Origin of the sequence: Paenibacillus sp. JMULE4, from assembly GCF_013337105.1 — a bacterium.
In the GTDB taxonomy this organism is placed as follows: domain Bacteria; phylum Bacillota; class Bacilli; order Paenibacillales; family NBRC-103111; genus Paenibacillus_G; species Paenibacillus_G naphthalenovorans.
This window is the reverse complement of record NZ_SGWF01000011.1, coordinates 378,010-393,496: the sequence shown is the minus strand read 5'-3', so window position 1 is coordinate 393,496 and position 15,487 is coordinate 378,010. Positions and strand designations below refer to the sequence as shown.

The 15,487-nt window shown below is 52.1% G+C and carries 18 protein-coding genes, 2 pseudogenes and 1 other annotated feature (1 of these 21 cut by a window edge); of the genes and pseudogenes, 2 read left to right on the top strand and 18 right to left on the bottom strand.

Annotated elements, in window-relative coordinates:
- Nucleotides 1-67, top strand: a binding site (T-box leader); it begins 181 nt to the left of the window's first position.
- 54 nt (nt 68-121) lie between these two features.
- Nucleotides 122-1,192 (top strand): bifunctional 3-deoxy-7-phosphoheptulonate synthase/chorismate mutase, encoded by a 1,071-nt coding sequence (locus tag EXW96_RS07110; RefSeq protein WP_062409133.1) that lies wholly within the window; start codon nt 122-124, stop codon nt 1,190-1,192.
- A 208-nt stretch (nt 1,193-1,400) separates the two neighbouring features.
- Here EXW96_RS07110 and EXW96_RS07105 read toward each other — a convergent pair whose 3' ends face one another.
- The 5 genes and pseudogenes from EXW96_RS07105 to EXW96_RS07085 form a co-directional block, all read right to left on the bottom strand.
- Nucleotides 1,401-2,588, bottom strand: a complete 1,188-nt coding sequence (locus tag EXW96_RS07105; protein WP_174350218.1) for an acetyl-CoA C-acetyltransferase — start codon at nt 2,586-2,588, stop codon at nt 1,401-1,403.
- Between the two features lie 72 nt (nt 2,589-2,660).
- Nucleotides 2,661-3,368: pseudogene (locus EXW96_RS07100) on the bottom strand ((Fe-S)-binding protein); the annotation flags it as partial.
- Nucleotides 3,265-3,939, bottom strand: coding sequence for an electron transfer flavoprotein subunit alpha/FixB family protein (locus EXW96_RS07095; RefSeq protein WP_254611309.1), 675 nt, complete (start codon nt 3,937-3,939; stop codon nt 3,265-3,267). The gene EXW96_RS07095 and the pseudogene EXW96_RS07100, both read right to left, overlap by 104 nt.
- Nucleotides 3,940-3,952: 13 nt before the next feature.
- The gene (locus EXW96_RS07090) at nt 3,953-4,720 is read right to left on the bottom strand and encodes an electron transfer flavoprotein subunit beta/FixA family protein (RefSeq protein WP_054818805.1); all 768 of its coding nucleotides are present in this window, start codon (nt 4,718-4,720) and stop codon (nt 3,953-3,955) included.
- Between the two features lie 39 nt (nt 4,721-4,759).
- The gene (locus EXW96_RS07085) at nt 4,760-5,263 is read right to left on the bottom strand and encodes an acyl-CoA dehydrogenase family protein (protein WP_174350091.1); all 504 of its coding nucleotides are present in this window, start codon (nt 5,261-5,263) and stop codon (nt 4,760-4,762) included.
- Here EXW96_RS07085 and EXW96_RS07080 point away from each other — a divergent pair.
- Nucleotides 5,258-6,022, top strand: coding sequence for a dehydroquinate synthase/iron-containing alcohol dehydrogenase family protein (locus tag EXW96_RS07080; protein ID WP_174350215.1), 765 nt, complete (start codon nt 5,258-5,260; stop codon nt 6,020-6,022). The genes EXW96_RS07085 and EXW96_RS07080 overlap by 6 nt on opposite strands.
- A 152-nt stretch (nt 6,023-6,174) precedes the next feature.
- Here the strand turns inward: EXW96_RS07080 and EXW96_RS07075 are convergent, their stop codons facing one another.
- The 13 genes and pseudogenes from EXW96_RS07075 to EXW96_RS07025 all read right to left on the bottom strand — a co-directional run bounded on the left by EXW96_RS07075 (nt 6,175) and on the right by EXW96_RS07025 (nt 15,457).
- Entirely contained in the window at nt 6,175-6,393 is a 219-nt protein-coding gene (locus tag EXW96_RS07075; RefSeq protein WP_137670216.1) for a tautomerase family protein, read from the bottom strand.
- A gap of 90 nt (nt 6,394-6,483) precedes the next feature.
- Nucleotides 6,484-6,648 carry a 2Fe-2S iron-sulfur cluster-binding protein gene (locus EXW96_RS07070; RefSeq protein ID WP_174350427.1) on the bottom strand — a complete coding sequence of 55 codons (165 nt, stop codon included), beginning with the start codon at nt 6,646-6,648 and terminating at the stop codon, nt 6,484-6,486.
- 67 nt (nt 6,649-6,715) lie between these two features.
- On the bottom strand, nt 6,716-7,654 hold the full coding sequence (locus EXW96_RS07065) for an FAD binding domain-containing protein (RefSeq protein WP_074727483.1): 939 nt from the start codon (nt 7,652-7,654) through the stop codon (nt 6,716-6,718).
- Nucleotides 7,655-7,721: 67 nt separating this feature from the next.
- Nucleotides 7,722-8,528, bottom strand: coding sequence for an N-acyl homoserine lactonase family protein (locus tag EXW96_RS07060; protein WP_137670214.1), 807 nt, complete (start codon nt 8,526-8,528; stop codon nt 7,722-7,724).
- A complete protein-coding gene (locus tag EXW96_RS07055; protein WP_309225038.1) occupies nt 8,515-9,657 on the bottom strand; it encodes a xanthine dehydrogenase family protein molybdopterin-binding subunit in 1,143 nt (380 codons plus the stop codon). Before EXW96_RS07055 ends, EXW96_RS07060 begins: the two co-directional genes overlap by 14 nt.
- Nucleotides 9,658-9,715: 58 nt before the next feature.
- Entirely contained in the window at nt 9,716-10,027 is a 312-nt protein-coding gene (locus EXW96_RS07050; protein ID WP_174350214.1) for an ATP-binding cassette domain-containing protein, read from the bottom strand.
- A 96-nt stretch (nt 10,028-10,123) separates the two neighbouring features.
- Complete coding sequence (locus EXW96_RS07045) at nt 10,124-10,411, bottom strand: 4Fe-4S dicluster domain-containing protein (protein WP_137670212.1); 288 nt, start codon at nt 10,409-10,411, stop codon at nt 10,124-10,126.
- Nucleotides 10,408-11,166: a hypothetical protein gene (locus EXW96_RS28760; protein WP_483874534.1), complete on the bottom strand. Its 759-nt coding sequence runs from the start codon at nt 11,164-11,166 to the stop codon at nt 10,408-10,410. Before EXW96_RS28760 ends, EXW96_RS07045 begins: the two co-directional genes overlap by 4 nt.
- Nucleotides 11,140-11,769 (bottom strand): annotated as a pseudogene (locus EXW96_RS28755) (FAD-dependent oxidoreductase); the annotation flags it as partial. The pseudogene EXW96_RS28755 and the gene EXW96_RS28760, both read right to left, overlap by 27 nt.
- Complete coding sequence (locus EXW96_RS27355; RefSeq protein WP_302621110.1) at nt 11,768-12,019, bottom strand: FAD-dependent oxidoreductase; 252 nt, start codon at nt 12,017-12,019, stop codon at nt 11,768-11,770. The gene EXW96_RS27355 and the pseudogene EXW96_RS28755, both read right to left, overlap by 2 nt.
- A gap of 122 nt (nt 12,020-12,141) precedes the next feature.
- Nucleotides 12,142-12,954, bottom strand: coding sequence for an alpha/beta hydrolase family protein (locus EXW96_RS07035; protein ID WP_174350213.1), 813 nt, complete (start codon nt 12,952-12,954; stop codon nt 12,142-12,144).
- A gap of 331 nt (nt 12,955-13,285) precedes the next feature.
- Nucleotides 13,286-14,278, bottom strand: a complete 993-nt coding sequence (locus EXW96_RS07030; protein ID WP_174350212.1) for an ABC transporter substrate-binding protein — start codon at nt 14,276-14,278, stop codon at nt 13,286-13,288.
- Between the two features lie 33 nt (nt 14,279-14,311).
- Entirely contained in the window at nt 14,312-15,457 is a 1,146-nt protein-coding gene (locus tag EXW96_RS07025) for an LLM class flavin-dependent oxidoreductase (protein WP_054818773.1), read from the bottom strand.
- Between the last annotated feature and the right edge of the window lie 30 nt (nt 15,458-15,487).

Sequence of the window (15,487 nt, the reverse complement as noted above, 5' to 3'; positions counted from 1 at the left end):
GAAATGTACTCCGTTACAGGCGAGAACATTTCTAATAAGGGTGGTACCACGGCTCCTCGTCCCTTGCGATGGGGGGCTTTTTTGTATTTTCATACTCAATTTTGTAAAGGAGTGAATGAAAATGAGCATGGGAAAATTAGAACAGTTACGAGGACAATTGGATTCTATAAATATTCAGCTTTTAGAACTGCTGTCGAAAAGGGCGCACATAGTTCAAGAGATCGGGCAGGAGAAAGAAAAGCAAGGGGTGCCCAAATTTGATCCCGTTCGTGAAAAAAATATGCTGGAGGAGCTTGTTTCCCGCAATAACGGACCTTTCGATCATGAGACGGTTCGTCACCTGTTCAAACAAATTTTTCAAGCGTCATTAAAGCTGCAGCAAACGGAAAACAAAAAGCAGCTGCTGGTCAGCCGCAAAAAGCAAAAGGAAAATACGGTTGTACCCTTAGGAGATATTACCATTGGAGGCGGCAAGCCGTTGATCATTGCGGGCCCATGCTCTGTCGAAAGCTACGAGCAAGTGCGCCAAGTAGCTGCCGCTTTAAAAGCTTCCGGCATCACCGTCTTGCGCGGAGGCTCATTTAAGCCCAGAACATCGCCTTATGATTTCCAAGGCCTGGGGATTGAAGGTCTAAAAATTTTAAAAGAAGTAGCAAGCGAATTCGGCCTTAAAACGATCAGTGAAATCGTAGATCCTGCCCATATCGAGCTAGCCGGCAGCTATATTGACGTCATTCAGATCGGGGCCAGAAATATGCAAAACTTCGAATTGCTGAAAGCGGCGGGCGATGTACGCACACCGATCCTGTTAAAACGCGGAATGGCCGCCACAATCGATGAGTTCCTTCATGCAGCGGAGTACATCGTATCTCGAGGCAACACACAAGTTATGCTGATCGAACGAGGCATCCGCACTTATGAAAAAGCGACCCGCAATACACTCGACATTTCTGCCGTACCGATTCTCAAACAGGAAAGCCATCTACCGGTTCTTGTCGATGTGACCCATTCTACAGGACGAAAAGACATCCTGGCTCCATGCGCAAAAGCGGCGCTGGCCGCAGGAGCCGACGGCGTTATGGTCGAGGTTCATCCGGATCCCGCCACCGCTTTGTCCGACGCGGCACAGCAGCTTAACATCGACGAATTTAACCGCTTCTACGCAGAGGTCAAGCAATCCGGCTTGCTCTAGGCAGCACTAATACAAAGGGCGATGCCCTATATCGAACGATGTCCCCCGTCCCAATTTGACGAGCGGGGATCTTCATACGCATATGCTGCTTATGCTGCTGTCGCCGGACACCTGCGAAATTCACTTCGCTGCTCGCTCTCTTCTGCATCGGTCTTCGCCAGGGCATTCCGGGCTAATGTTTACTCATCACAGGGGAACAAGGATCGGTTTATTCCCTTTCAATAATCGTTGCTATGCCCTGGCCTCCGCCGATGCACAGCGTAGCAAGACCATACCGGGAGGACCGGCGTTTCATTTCATAAAGCAGGGTAACCAGAATCCGGGCGCCGCTCGCGCCAATGGGATGTCCCAGCGAAATCGCACCTCCGTTTACATTTAGCTTGTTTCTATTGAATTTGAGCTCCCGGTCAACGGCAAGGGCCTGCACGGCAAAAGCTTCATTCGCTTCGACCAAGTCTATGTCTTCGAGGGTGAGACTTACTTTTCGCAGCGCTTTCCGTGTGGCCGGCACGGGACCGAGCCCCATGACACTTGGCTCAACCCCTGCGGAAGCGTTGGCTTTTATCACTCCCAGTGGAGGTATTCCGAGCTTTTGCGCCTTTTCCCTGCTCATTATAAGCAGGCATGCGGCTCCGTCATTGATGCCCGAGGCGTTGCCCGCGGTCACGGTTCCATTCTTCAAAAATGACGGTTTTAATTTGCCGAGCTCCTCAGCCGTTACGCCTTTACGGGGAAATTCATCCGTTTCAAAGACAAGGGAGTCGCCTTTTCTTTGCGGAATCAGAACAGGAGCGATTTCATCCCTGAATTTCCCTTGTGCTGCTGCCGTTTCCGCTTTTTGCTGGCTCCAGGCTGCGAATTCATCCTGCTCTTCCCGGGAAATGGCGTACTTCTCGCGCAGGTTCTCTGCCGTGATACCCATGTGATAGTCATGAAAAGCGCACCATAATCCGTCGCGAATGAGGCTGTCGACCACCTGCTGATCCCCCATCCGGAAGCCGCTTCTAGCGTTTTCCAACAAATACGGCGCTCTGCTCATATTTTCCATTCCACCCGCCATAACGGCCTCGGCTTCTCCAGCCCAAATGGCCTGTGCCGCCAAATGCACGGCTTTCAGACCTGAACCGCATACCTTATTGATGGTCATCGCCGGAATGGTTTCAGGCAGGCCGGCTTTGACCGCAGCCTGACGGACGGGATTTTGTCCCAGTCCGGCCTGGTATACATTTCCCATGATAATTTCGTCCACTTCATGGGCAGCGATTCCTGAGCGGTCAAGCGCGCTTTTGATCACAACCGATCCAAGCTCCGTAGCCGGTACAGCGGCTAAGCTCCCGTTAAAACTGCCGATGGCCGTACGAACGGCGCTCACAATAACGGCGTCCTTTCCCGTCATTGCGTACCCTCCTCTCCATTACTCCAACATAAAAAATCCGCCGTTTCCATTCAGCGCTTGAACCGGAATCGTTTATGCGAGAGCACGCTCCACGAGTTCCGAAATATCCAGTGTCGCGACCCGCTCTTCCGCTTCTTTGGCTTTGACGCCATCGCTCATCATCGTCAAGCAGTACGGACAGCTGCTTCCGATCGCTGTCGGGCTCATGCGCAGCGCCTGCTCGGTCCGAGCGAGGTTGACGCGTGTACCCTGCGTTTCCTCCATCCACATCATGCCGCCGCCAGCCCCGCAGCACATCGAATCCTGCCGGTTCCGCTCCATCTCCAGCAGCTTCACACCCGAAATGGACTGAAGTATTTTTCGCGGAATCTCATACATGCCATTGTACCGGCCGAGGTAACAGGAATCGTGATAAGCGACGGCTTCATTGACCCGTTGAGACGGTTTGATTCTCCCTTCTTCCATCCAGGTCCAGATCAGCTCCGTATGGTGATAAACTTCCGCTTCCAGCCCAAATTCCGGATACTCATGCTTGAACGTATTATATGTATGCGGGCAGATCGTTACGATTTTCTTCACCCCATACTTTTTAAAATTGGCGATATTTTTCTCGCACAACTGCTGGAATAGAAATTCATTGCCCATCCGGCGGGCCGTATCCCCCGAATTGTGCTCCTCATTTCCCAGAATAGCAAATGGAATTCCAGCCGCATTCATGATTTTGGCGAACGACTGCGCCACCTTCTGCGTTCGCTGATCGTAAGAGCCCATCGAGCCGACATTTGCGAACGATGTCTTTGACCAGCACTTTCAGATCTTTGACATCCAGGTAGAAAACCGCCGCAGCGGTCTGGGCGGGAGCTTCGGAGACGTCAACGTTATTCGGACGCAGAGTGGCACAGATCGTTCCGCTGCGGAATGTCTTTACTTGGAACGCTTTACCGGAATAGACCGCCCTTGTAAAGAAAATGTCCTCTCCCGCCACTTCCAATCCAATGCAATCGGAGATCAATCCGACACCCATCCGCTCCGCGAGTCTGGGAGCGATATCCCTGCCTGAGGACGTATGTCCCATCAGCACGGCATCGGGATGTATCTCCTGAATGAGTTGAGAAAGTGCTTCGGTGCAGTATTCGTTAGTCGGATTGGCGCCTGCACCGGAAATCGCATAAAGCTGTTCTGCGCCGTACTTGCTTAATTCCTCAGCATACGATTCAGCGTCTGACCCAAAGAGTACGGCTATTAACGGTCCGCCGTCCGCCATTCTTCTTCCGGCCGTCAAAGCTTCGAATGTTACATTTCGCAAATGCCCGTCTTTTATTTCCCCGACTACCAGCACTTTTCTGCTCATCATCAATCTCTCCCTATACGATCTTTTCTTTGCTGCGCAGCGAATGTACCAGTTCCTTCACCTGATCCTTCAACTCTCCCTGGAGCATGCGACCTTCCTGCTTGGGGGAAGGCAAATATTGATCGACAACCTCGGTATACGGCTGCAATTCTTCCGGCTGCATATTCAGACCGGCGACGGTCAGCTGTTGAAGCGGCTTCTTCTTCGCCTTCATGATGCCGGGAAGAGACGGATAACGAGGTTCATTTAATCCTTGCTGGGCTGTCGCCAGAAAAGGAAGGTCGACCTCCACTACCTCTACGTCACCCTCTACATCACGCTCAATGGCGGCACGATTGCCGTTGAAGGTTAGTTTCGTAATCGTCGACACGTGGGGAATCCCGAGCCGTTCGGCGACACGTACGGCAACCTGGCCGGCTCCCGAATCAATGGCCATATTTCCGGCAAGAATCAAATCGTAGGCTTTCCCGTCGATGGCTTTGGCGATGATGCCGGCAATCACCGCTTCATCATCCTGGCTTTCCTCGGATATCACGTGTATCGCTTGGTCCGCCCCCATAGCCAGCGCAGTCCTCAGCGCGCTTTCGGCTCTGGACGGTCCCACGGTAAGCAAGGTCACTTCACCGCCGAATTCGTCTCTCCAGCGGATCGCTTCCTCCACCGCATATTCGTCATAAGGATTGATCACAAATTCCGCGTCGTCCTCTTTGATCTTCCTGTTCTCGATGAAAATTTTTTCTTCCGTGCCAAATGTCTGTTTCAGCAAAACCAAGATGTCCATCCTTCACCCCTCCTCCGCAATCAATCAGGAAAACGAAAGTCAATAAGACCGTGGCAGACCGAGATCATGCTGCGAGATATAATTCAAAATCATTTCTTCAGATACGGGAGCGATTTTGAAAAGTCGGACGTCGCGCCACAACCGTTCAATGTGGTATTCTTTCGCATAGCCATACCCTCCCATGACTTGCATGGCCTGGTCGCAGGCATGGAAGGCGGCTTCGGCCGCGATTAATTTGGCCATGTTCGCTTCGGTGCCGTTCGGCTTCTTCTGATCATAGAGCCATGCGGCTTTATAATTCATCAGCTGCGCCAGCTCCAGTTCGGCCCGAATTTTCGCAAGCGGGAATTGGATGCCCTGATAAGCGCCGATCGGCGTATCGTTAAACACCACCCGTTCTTTCGCGTAATTCACCGCAAGCTGCAAAGCGAGCTGTCCCGTCCCAATAAGCCCGGCTGTCGTCACAATCCGTTCCGCGTTAAGCGTATCCAGAAGGTAAGACCAGCCTTTGCCTTCTTCTCCGATCAGGTTGTCTTTATGCACTCTCAAATTTTCTATAAATACCGTATCGGACTGTCGGTCGTCATTGACGAGAAAACGGGTATCAAATACCCCCTCGCCGATTTCGAGCTGACACCGGATCTGGCGATCATCGATCCTTCGATGGTAGAATCTATGCCTAAACAAATAACGGCCTATACCGGCATGGACGCGCTGACTCACGGGATTGAATCATATGTAGCCAAGCCCCGCACTCTACTAACCGATGCGCTGGCGATTGAATCGGTCGAGTTGGTGAAACAGCATCTTCTTCACTCGTACGAAGGCAATCCGCAATCGCGCGAAGCGATGCATATCGCCCAAGGTATGGCCGGTATGGCTTTCGCCAACGCAGTGCTGGGTAATGTTCACAGCCTTTCCCACAAAAGCGGCCCGACCTTCGATATTCCGCACGGCTGTGCCAATGCGATTTATTTGCCGTACGTCATCCAGTTTAACCGTACGGTTGTCGCCGACCGCTATGCGGCCATTGCCAAACGGATCGGTCTTAACGGCCAATCGACGGATGAGCTGGTAGATGCGCTGGTAGCTTGGGTCCGTGAGTTGAACCGTAATATGGGTATCCCCAGCACGCTGAAAGAGTACGGTGTGTCCGAAGAACTCTTCAACGCGCATATGGACAGCATGGCGGCAAACGCCGTGAAAGATCCATGCACAGGTACGAACCCGCGTGAAACGTCTGTAGAAGAAATGAAAAAACTGTACATCGCCGCGTTTAAAGGCGAAGACGTAACGTTCTAATTTCTTCATAGGCTACACCAAAAAGGCAATCCAAAAACTTCGGTTGATCTAAGGGGCTGCCTTCCGATTGGAAGGACAGCTCCTTTAATCTATATTCCGTTACAGCGTAGAGGCTTTAACTTTAGCGATGCCGTTATAGCTGCTGCCAAGCTTCATTGATCGTTACCTCCGCTATCGTTTTTTCTCCTCGTATCGTAAACCAATTCCCCAGCTATGCTGAACAAGTCTGCTTTAAGCTCGATCAATTCGACCCGCACATCACCCGGCGTGACGGATAAGGCCTCGCAGCAAGCCTTCGTGATTCCGGCAACCAGCTTTCTTTTCGTTTCCAAATCCCGGCCTTCCACCAATTTCAGTTCAATATAGGGCATGTGAAATCTCCTCCGATCCCTAATGTACAACTACGCCGCCTGCTTCCACTTGCACCTTTCCCAGGAAGCCCCAAGCTTTCCGGTATCAATTTAAGTCGCCGGTTCGATTGCTTTCATTTTTTGCGCTGCCTCGATGACGGATTCGATGATGTTTTGGTACCCGGTGCAGCGGCATATATTGCCGGATAACGCTTCACGGATCTCGTATTCCGACGGGTCGGGATTCTCGGCAAGATAGGCGGAGACAGTGATTATATTCCCGCTCGTACTTTACTCCATTAACCGTCACGGATATTTTTTGTGTGCCCACCGCCTCAGCCATTTACTTTACTCCCTTCCATTGTTCGTAAGCCATCTTTAATGCTCTGCCGCTTAAAACGGCCGCCGCTTCCTTCCTGTATTCAGCACTGGCAATCTCCGATACTCTCCGGCCCTTGATATCGGAAAATTGCTTGACAAATGCCGCCTGTTTATCCGCTTCCTCATCCGGATTGACTTCCGCTTGAATGTCTTTTTGGAGCTGCTCAACCCATTCATGACCGAACGTTAAGCCGCGCCATTTCTCTACCGCCCGGACACGGTAAGGCACGCCTTCGCCGCTCACATTCCCCAGAGCTACCCGCACATCGATAATGGTGCCCTTATCATCCAGGTCAAGCGTGGCAGCTGCAGACACGATAGGGACATGGCCGTGACGCCGGGTCACTTCCAGGAAGGCATAGCCGGTCGTTTTTGAAAGCAGCGGAAACCGGATTTCGGTCAACATTTCATTCGGATTGAGTACGGTGGTGAAATGGCTTTGAAAAAAGCCTGCTGCCGGGACGGTTCGCTCGCCTTGCGGTCCTGCAATGACCATCTCGGCGTCAAGCAAACGGGCAACGACTCCAAATTCAGCCCCCGGCGCATTTTGAACCAGACTTCCGCCGATCGTCCCGCGATTGCGAATCTGAAAATGCGCTATATGCTCAGCCGCTTTCCGTAAAATAGGGCAATGAGACTCTACCAGGTCCGAACGTTCAATCGTACGATGGCGGGTCAACGCTCCAATGGCCAAACTGTCCGAGGTTAGCCGAACATAGTCCAAATCGGTAATGCCATTGATATCTACAATATAGGAGGGTCTGGTTTGACGCATATTCATTTCTTGAAGAAGGCTTTGACCTCCGGCAATAATGCGGGAATCTGCTCCGTATTTTTGTAAGGCATGAATGGCTTCAGTTACACTGTGGGCAACCACATATTCAAATGGAGCGGGTTTCATCCTGATTCACCTGTCCTTCCCGGATAAATAATCCAGAAATTGGCTAGCTGGCTTTGCCGATTCTTCCTCATGCTTGCTTTTCTCCAAAAGGGAGTCCCTCCGAATACTTCCTAAGCTCCTCATAGTCATGGGAAGGAAGAACAAAATCGGCATCCCTCTTGATCTTCTTCATCGCGCGGTACGCGGCCTCCAAATCGTAAAACAGGCCCGGCGGGATCCCCTTGTTGACATTTAGCTCCACTTTTCGGGCGATATCACCCAAAATCACGGCGTTACCCGCAGAAGTCCGGACGTAGACGGCTTGACTTCCCGGGGTGTGCGTATTCGAGAATAAAACGCATCTGACGCCTGGAGCAATTTCTTCATCCCCATCAATCAAGTGTACTCTGGACCATAACGGATCAATTAATTCCGCAATGTCTTTACGATCATAGAAAAGAGCGCCGCCGCCGAAATCGAGCTCGCGGGAAACCATGGGTGCTGCCGCCGCCTGCAATTCCGTCCGCTGAATAATGAATTTGGCGCGAGGCAGCAGCCCGCATCCCCCCGCGTGATCGTAGTGGAGGTGCGTGAAAATGACCGTTGGGATATCCTCCAAACTGTAGCCGTACTTGGACAGCTGCGCCTTCAGCGTCCATTCAGGCTTGGATCGATGCGGACCCAGACCTTGCAGCTGCACACAACGTTCCGCGTCACGAAAACCGGTATCGACGAGAATGGGTTCGCCTCCGTGCTGAGGTACCAGCAGCCATGCCGTAATTGGAACGCTTACAAGCGACTTTTCACGGGACAGCGACCAGAACGCGTCCAGAACTTGCGGCACATCGGCTTCTCCGACAAGCAAAGGGTAGATTTTCCAGTCAGGATTTGGCATAAGCGTTTCTCTCACCTCGTTTAATCCATTGCAATACCTTCTCCGGCGAAAGCGGCAGGTTTTTCACCCTTACACCGAATGGCTCCAAGGCATCCTCGACCGCATTGGCGACGGCGGCAGGCGACGGGATGGCCCCGCCTTCCCCCATTCCCTTGGTACCTAGCGGAGTAAAAGGAGAAGGACATTGAATATGATGGGATTCGATAACCGGTACTTCCATCGCGGTTGGACACAAATAGGTTTGGAAATCAAGATTGACTAATGAACCGCTTGAATCATACGCCAAATCCTCCATTAGGGTGCCGCCGATTCCGTGAGCAATACCGCCGGCAATTTGTCCGTTGATGATCATGGGATTAATAATGGTTCCGCAGTCATGGGAAACTACAAATTTTTCGATTTTAATTTGCCCCGTCTGAACATCCACCTCTACTACGGCAATGAACACTCCTGTCGGATGGGTCGTATACAGATTGACCCGGCCGTTCTCGTCCGGTTCCCATGTGACCGACGGACTGGTCCATGTGTAGGTGCATTCCAAATTCACATCCAATCCCTCGGGAATCGTGCCGTATGGCCCAGGCCACAGATGAATTTTATTTCCAAGGTCCTTGAGACGGATGGATTCCTCTTGAGCGCTGCTTCCTCTTTTTCTTCTTATGAAACCGTTATCCATTTCAAGCTCGCTCGGATCTATCCGGAGAAGATGTCCGGCAATTTTGATTAATTTATCCCGCAGCAGCTTAGCCGCTTCATGTACAGCCGATACGGTGAACGTTGCTCCGCGGGATGAGAAAGGTCCCAATCCATAAGGAGTTACATCGGTGTCTCCGTACAAGAACGTAATATGATCAATGTCTACTTTCATAATGTCGGATACGATTTGCGGCAATGTAGTTTCAACGCCCTGCCCTATATTTTGATGACTCGTCAGGATTTGAAAACCTCCCTCCGGGGTCATGCGGACCGTAGCCGCCTGGAAACCGTTAAAGATCCCGTTAAATACCGCAGCCCCTGAAGGCTCAAGCATGGCTGAAATACCGATTCCTATATATTTGCCCTGCTTGCGCAATTCTTTTTGCCGCTCTTTCAAACGATCGTAACCGGCCTTCTCCAGGGCAAGACGCATTAATTGATCAAAATCACCGCTGTCATAAATCGGGCCGGCAATATTCCGGTACGGGTATTCATCCTTCGTAATGATCGGGGCCGGGACGTTGAACCGGTTTGCCGTCTATCCGGATCGTTCCGCCGGACGCCTTGAGCAATCCCGCAACGGCATTAAGAAACGACGATTTCCCGCAGCCGCTTAAGCCGACGATCGTCACGAACTCTCCGGGCTTGATGTCCAGGGATACGTTATGAACCGCTTCCGTGGTTTCACCGGATTTATGGTTTTCATAGGAAATCATTAGATTTTCAACGGACAGCTTTGGCTGTGGTTGTTCCTGATTGGAAGAAATCCCCTCTGCAACCGCTTGCCCGACGGCTAATGACATGGTACGTTTCCCTCCTTCTTTACAAATGTTAAAAAAGAAAGAGGCTCAATCTTGTGTTTTGATCCAGCCTCCAGTGATCCAGTTAGCTATATTCCGTTATTTTGAAGCGTGAATCTTGTCATGTTTAAACACTTGCTTGCGGTATTCGCCAATAATGTCTTCCGGCAAGTCCGTTACCCGGATTCCCGTCAGCTGTTCGGCATCGGGCGCAACGTACAAGGCGTCAACCGGGCAATACGCTTCACACATAAAACATGTCTGACAGTCGTCTACACGCGCTATTGCGGGAACGCCGTCTGTCTTGCGATCGAATACATTCGTTGGACATACCGATACGCATATATTGCAGGAAATACAAGTTTCTTCGTTTAACAACTCAATCAAACCGCAGCAGCCTCCTTCTTCCCGGTTTTCAGGTATTCCCGGGACACTTCGATCTGATCGGTTCCCGAAGTAATCAAACGGTGAAGAGGAGTCGTTTCATCCAATTCGGGATAATCCAGACGTTTATGCATACCGCGTGTTTCTTTGCGTTCCAACGCTGTCGTATACATCCATCTGCCCGTTGCGGCCATCGCTTCCGCTTCTCTTGCCCGAACCCGATCGAGATTGTTTTGGACTCCTCCGATTCCGCGCTTGATTTCCGACCAAATGTGGTCGAGCCGACGCAAAGATTCGGTAAGCGTCTCTTCGGTCCGGAACAGGTTTTTGTCATACGGCAAAATTTCGTCTTGGACGGCCTTGACAATTTCACGGCTGTTCGCAACATCGGTTGAAGCGGAATATCCTTTCAAAGCTGCGCCGGATGCGCCGGTCAGATTCCGTTTGGTTTTGTTGGGGCCAAGCCGCTTCGCATACAACGCCGCGCCTTCCCCGGCCCAATACCCGGAAGAAATGGCCCAGGCGGCGTTATAGCTGCCTCCTCCCGTAAATCCTCCGCACAGCAACTCACGCGTAGCGGCGTCTCCGGCAGCATAAAGTCCCGGCACTTTCGTTCCACAGGATTCGTCCGTCAAATGGATGCCTCCCGTGCCCCGCACCGTCCCTTCCAGGCGCAATGTGACCGGAAACAAATCGCGGAACGGATCGATGCCCTTGCGGCGGAACGGGAGGAAGAAATTGGGCTGCGCTTTCGGCATCCATTCCTTCATGTATTCCTCCACCTGATCCAAACGCGCATAAACCGGTTGATTGAGCAGGGTTTTCGCGATCAGGGAGCGTCCTTTTTGGGAGCCTGCGCCTTCAATCACTGTGCCGTCTTCATAGTAGAATGTCGCATAATTGAAAAACCGGCCTTTCGTAACGCTGCTGAACGCGGGAGATAATGAATAGTGATTGGAGAATTCCATCCCGGATAAATCGGCTCCGCTCTCGGCGGCCAATAAGTAACTGTCGCCGGTCAGCACGTTGCACCCGAGAGCCTTGCTCAAGAAGGCGCAGCCGCCGGCGGCAATCACAACGGCTCCCGCGCGAATGGTCCAATCCCGATCTTTCTGGGTCTGTGTGCCTCTGGCGCCTCCGACGCCATGCTCGTCTACGATCAATTCCAATGCGGGACTATGATCGAGGATACGAACGCCGGCACGTTTGACCAGCTTTCGCATCAGCCGCATGTATTCAGGGCCCTGCAATTGGCTTCGATAAGCATATCCTTCATATACGGCGGGGAACGGATACCCTAGGTCCGCTAAACGATTCACATTCTCATATGTACGATGCATGATGCGATGCGACCACTCATCATCGGATAAATATCCTCCTAATGCTTCTCTCGCCGTTCTCGCCTGCTCGCGAAGCTTGGGTTCGGGATTGACATATAATACGCTTGTTCCCGAAGGAGCCGTTGCGCCGCTTGTGCCGCAATACCCCCTTATCGACCAGCACCACATCCGCTCCTCTTTCCGCGGCTGTCAGCGCCGCCCACGTTCCGGCGGGACCGCCGCCGATGACCAGTACATCCGTATCCAGCTTCAGTTCTTCTCTGTTACCCATCTTTCATACCTCCTGTGATTTGAAAGTATTTCGCAGGTCCGAGCGTTTTGTCGACAGATCTTTTTCAACAGGTCATTAACTCCCGGGGTTATGCCGCGATTCCGGTTCTCCCCTTTCAACCATCATGAAGTTGGGGCTTTAACGGTAACAGCCAGCTGCAAAAAACGATGGGTTTCTTCAACCGTTTGGTCCAGTTGTGATGTAGACCCTTGGTAAGGATTCGCGACTCCAAAGGTATGATCTCCGCCGGCGATATCGATAAATTTCTGATGGGGGGCCGCAGCTTTCAGTTCTTTATTTCGCTGGAGCAATCTCTCATTGTCCGCATCGCCCTGTACCACAAGAGCCGGAATACGCAATTCTTTAAAATGCTTCACAATGTCGAAACGTTCAGTATTCAACGATACATCCTCATTCACAGCTTTCTCAATCAAGGTTTGGGAAGAGCCGTTTGCACCATTGGACCGAACAGGTCCGGAACCGCCGTTCCAAACAATGACTGCGCGAACATCCGGTTGCTCGGAGGCGAGTATAATGCTGCTTCCTCCCGAACGGCTATGTCCCAACAAGCTCACACGGCTGCGATCCGCTTCGCCTGCCAATGGCAGCTTTGCTTCAAGCACATTCGACAGAACCGCATTTAAATCATGAAGTTCTTGAGTGATAGTGCTGGCCTCGGCCAGTTTCTTCTCCTCAACTTGAAGATGACGGGCTGCAATCCGGGTAAAATCAAAATTCACCGTGTAATAACCCAGTTCCGCAAAACGACTCGCAACATCCGGCCAAAACCCCCAATTCCGATGTCCCCGAAACCCGTGGCTGACAATCAAGACCGGCTTCCCGGAGCCATCGATCTGCGTGCGTACCTCACCCTTCAAGGGCAGGCCATTGGCTTGTTGGATACTGAAGCTTTCGACTGCAATTTCTTTTCCCATAAAATCATCTCCTCACTCAGAATCGTTTGTCGCTTGCATCCTTCTATGGAGTCATTTGCCCGACTAAACAAAAAGAGGCTTGTTTAACTTCAACGTTCGTTGAATTAAACAAACCTCTAATAGTATAGTCGGTTGTAAACCTGATTAATTAAAGCGAATTACTTTGTTTTCTCACTTTATCATGGGATATTTATGCTGTCAACCCTATGCAATTGGACTGAATAGTAGACATAGAAGTACGCGGTCACCGTTATACCGGATTCCCCAACATAAGCGAAATGGCCTGCCCGAAACCCCTGAGACAAACTCATATCGATTAGCCCATGGCATGCTAAGATGCTAGGTTGTCCGCTTCAATCGATTGTGCGTCCACCGTGTGCGACTTCACGTCGACGGCCTTCGGGATGATCCCCTTGCCGAAAACGTAGTCCGCAATACCCTGCCACCGGTCGCGGATCGTGTCATCGACCGGATCGACCGGGATAACGCCTTCTTTCGCTTGTTGGCGGGCGACTTGCTTGGAAACGTTTTGAATATTCTGGATGAGTTTTGTCGTTTGATCAAGGTTTTTGGCGGATAAATTTACTTCCTCGCGCAGACCCTCGAAGAACTCCCGCACCAAATGCGGATGTTCATTCAGAAATGCGGTTCGCACAACGTAAATCACATCATTTTGCGTATCGATCACTGACGCCGGGATCACGAGCTGGGCACCGTGCTGCTCCTTCGCAAGCGACGTGAATGCTCCCCATGTGGCCCACGCATCCACCTTTCCGGCTCCGAACGCCGGGCCGGCTTCGGTTGGAGGAAGATACACAAACTCAACGTCGCCGGGTTGGAGCCCTGCTTTGTCTATGGCCTTAAAAAGCAGGTATTCACCTGTTCCGCCGCGATTCACGGCTACCTTCTTGCCCTTGAGATCGGACGGACCGCGGATACCCGATTCCGGCCTCGCAACGATACCGGTATTATTGGTGTCACTTTCCTGCCGAGCGAAGATCTTAAAATCTGAGGTACCGCCTACGAGAGAACTGATTCCCGCTGTAATGGATCCAACGGTGATGTCGATTGATCCAGCGGTCAAAGCTTCGATTGCGGGCGCAAACGCGGGGAAGCTTCCCGACCTTTCGAGTTTAGCACCAGCGGCTTCTATCCGTTTCTCAAGAGGGCCTTCCTTTTGCGCCAGGTTCATCGGATCCGCACCGCGCAGGATGCCAACACGGACGGTAACATCACTTTTTTGCGCGGGTTCCGCTTGGTTGCCGCAGGCCGCTAAACCTGCGGCCATGGCTAATGAGAGCAAAATCGCACTAACTTTCCGCATCGGGTCACTTCCTTAGAGAGATAAAATAGCTGTTTACGGAATGCTTTGGTTCCAAGTAAAAACGGTATCGCGCTGGGCTTCCACGTTCCTGGCCAACCCGGTATCATAGGTTACCGGAAGGTGAGGCAGGATGAGTTCCGCAACGCGGTAAGCTTCCTCAAGCAGCGGGATACCTGAAAAGATGAATGTCGAGATGCCGGCATCCCGGTACTCCTGGATTCGCGCAAGGACGGTCTGGGGACTGCCGACGATGGCCGTGCCTGGTCCGGGTCTTACAAGACTGAGACCAGCCCACAAGTCCGGATAGATTTCGAGCTCTCGTGCATCGTCCGGAATGCGGCCGTTATGGAATTTGAGCATGCGCTGCTGGCCCACGGAATCCGTGCCGCGAAGCAGAGCCTGCGTGTGCCTCACCGTGGCTTCGTCCATGGTGCCCAAAAGCCGGTTTGCTTCCTCCCAAGCCTCCTCATCGGTGTCCCGAACGATAAGATAGAGTCGAATCCCGTAGCGGAGAGTGCGGCCATGCTTAGCGGCAAGCGCTGAAAGATCTCTAATCTTCTCTGCGACTTGGGTAGGGGGCTCACCCCAGCTTAAATAGGTGTCTATGTGCTTTGCCGCGGTTTCATGCGCCGCCTGCGACGAACCGCCGAACCAAAGGGGCGGCGTCGGCATCTGCACCGGTTTAAGCTGCAATGCCTGTCCCTCCGCGGTAATATACTTGCCATGAAAGTCCAGCCTCTCGCCTGCAACTGCCTTGCGCCACACGGTAATCCATTCATCGGTGTACGCGTAGCGCTCGTCATGCTCAAGCGTTGAACCGTATGCACGCATCTGTGTTGAGTTGCCGTTAATGATGTTCAATAATACTCGCCCCTGCGAGAGCTCATCGAACGTCTGTGTCATTTTTGCCGCAAGCACCGGAGAAATAAGCGGCGGGGAAACGGCGATCAAAAATCGCATCCGCTCCGTGCTCGTAATAAGCGATGAACCGAGCACCCAGGTGTCGTGCGGCCCCGTTGCGAGCAAAGCGCCGGTGTAGCCCAAATGATCTATGGCGGAAGCGATTTGCCGCAGATATGGCAGGTCAATTTTCCGCGCACCGTTCGGCGTCCACGGATTACGTCCGTCAGGTGCGGTGAGGTACCATAATACTTCCACCCCATCCTTGTGTGCCGTCATGCCGTCGCCCTCCTAAGCGCAGCCGTGGGT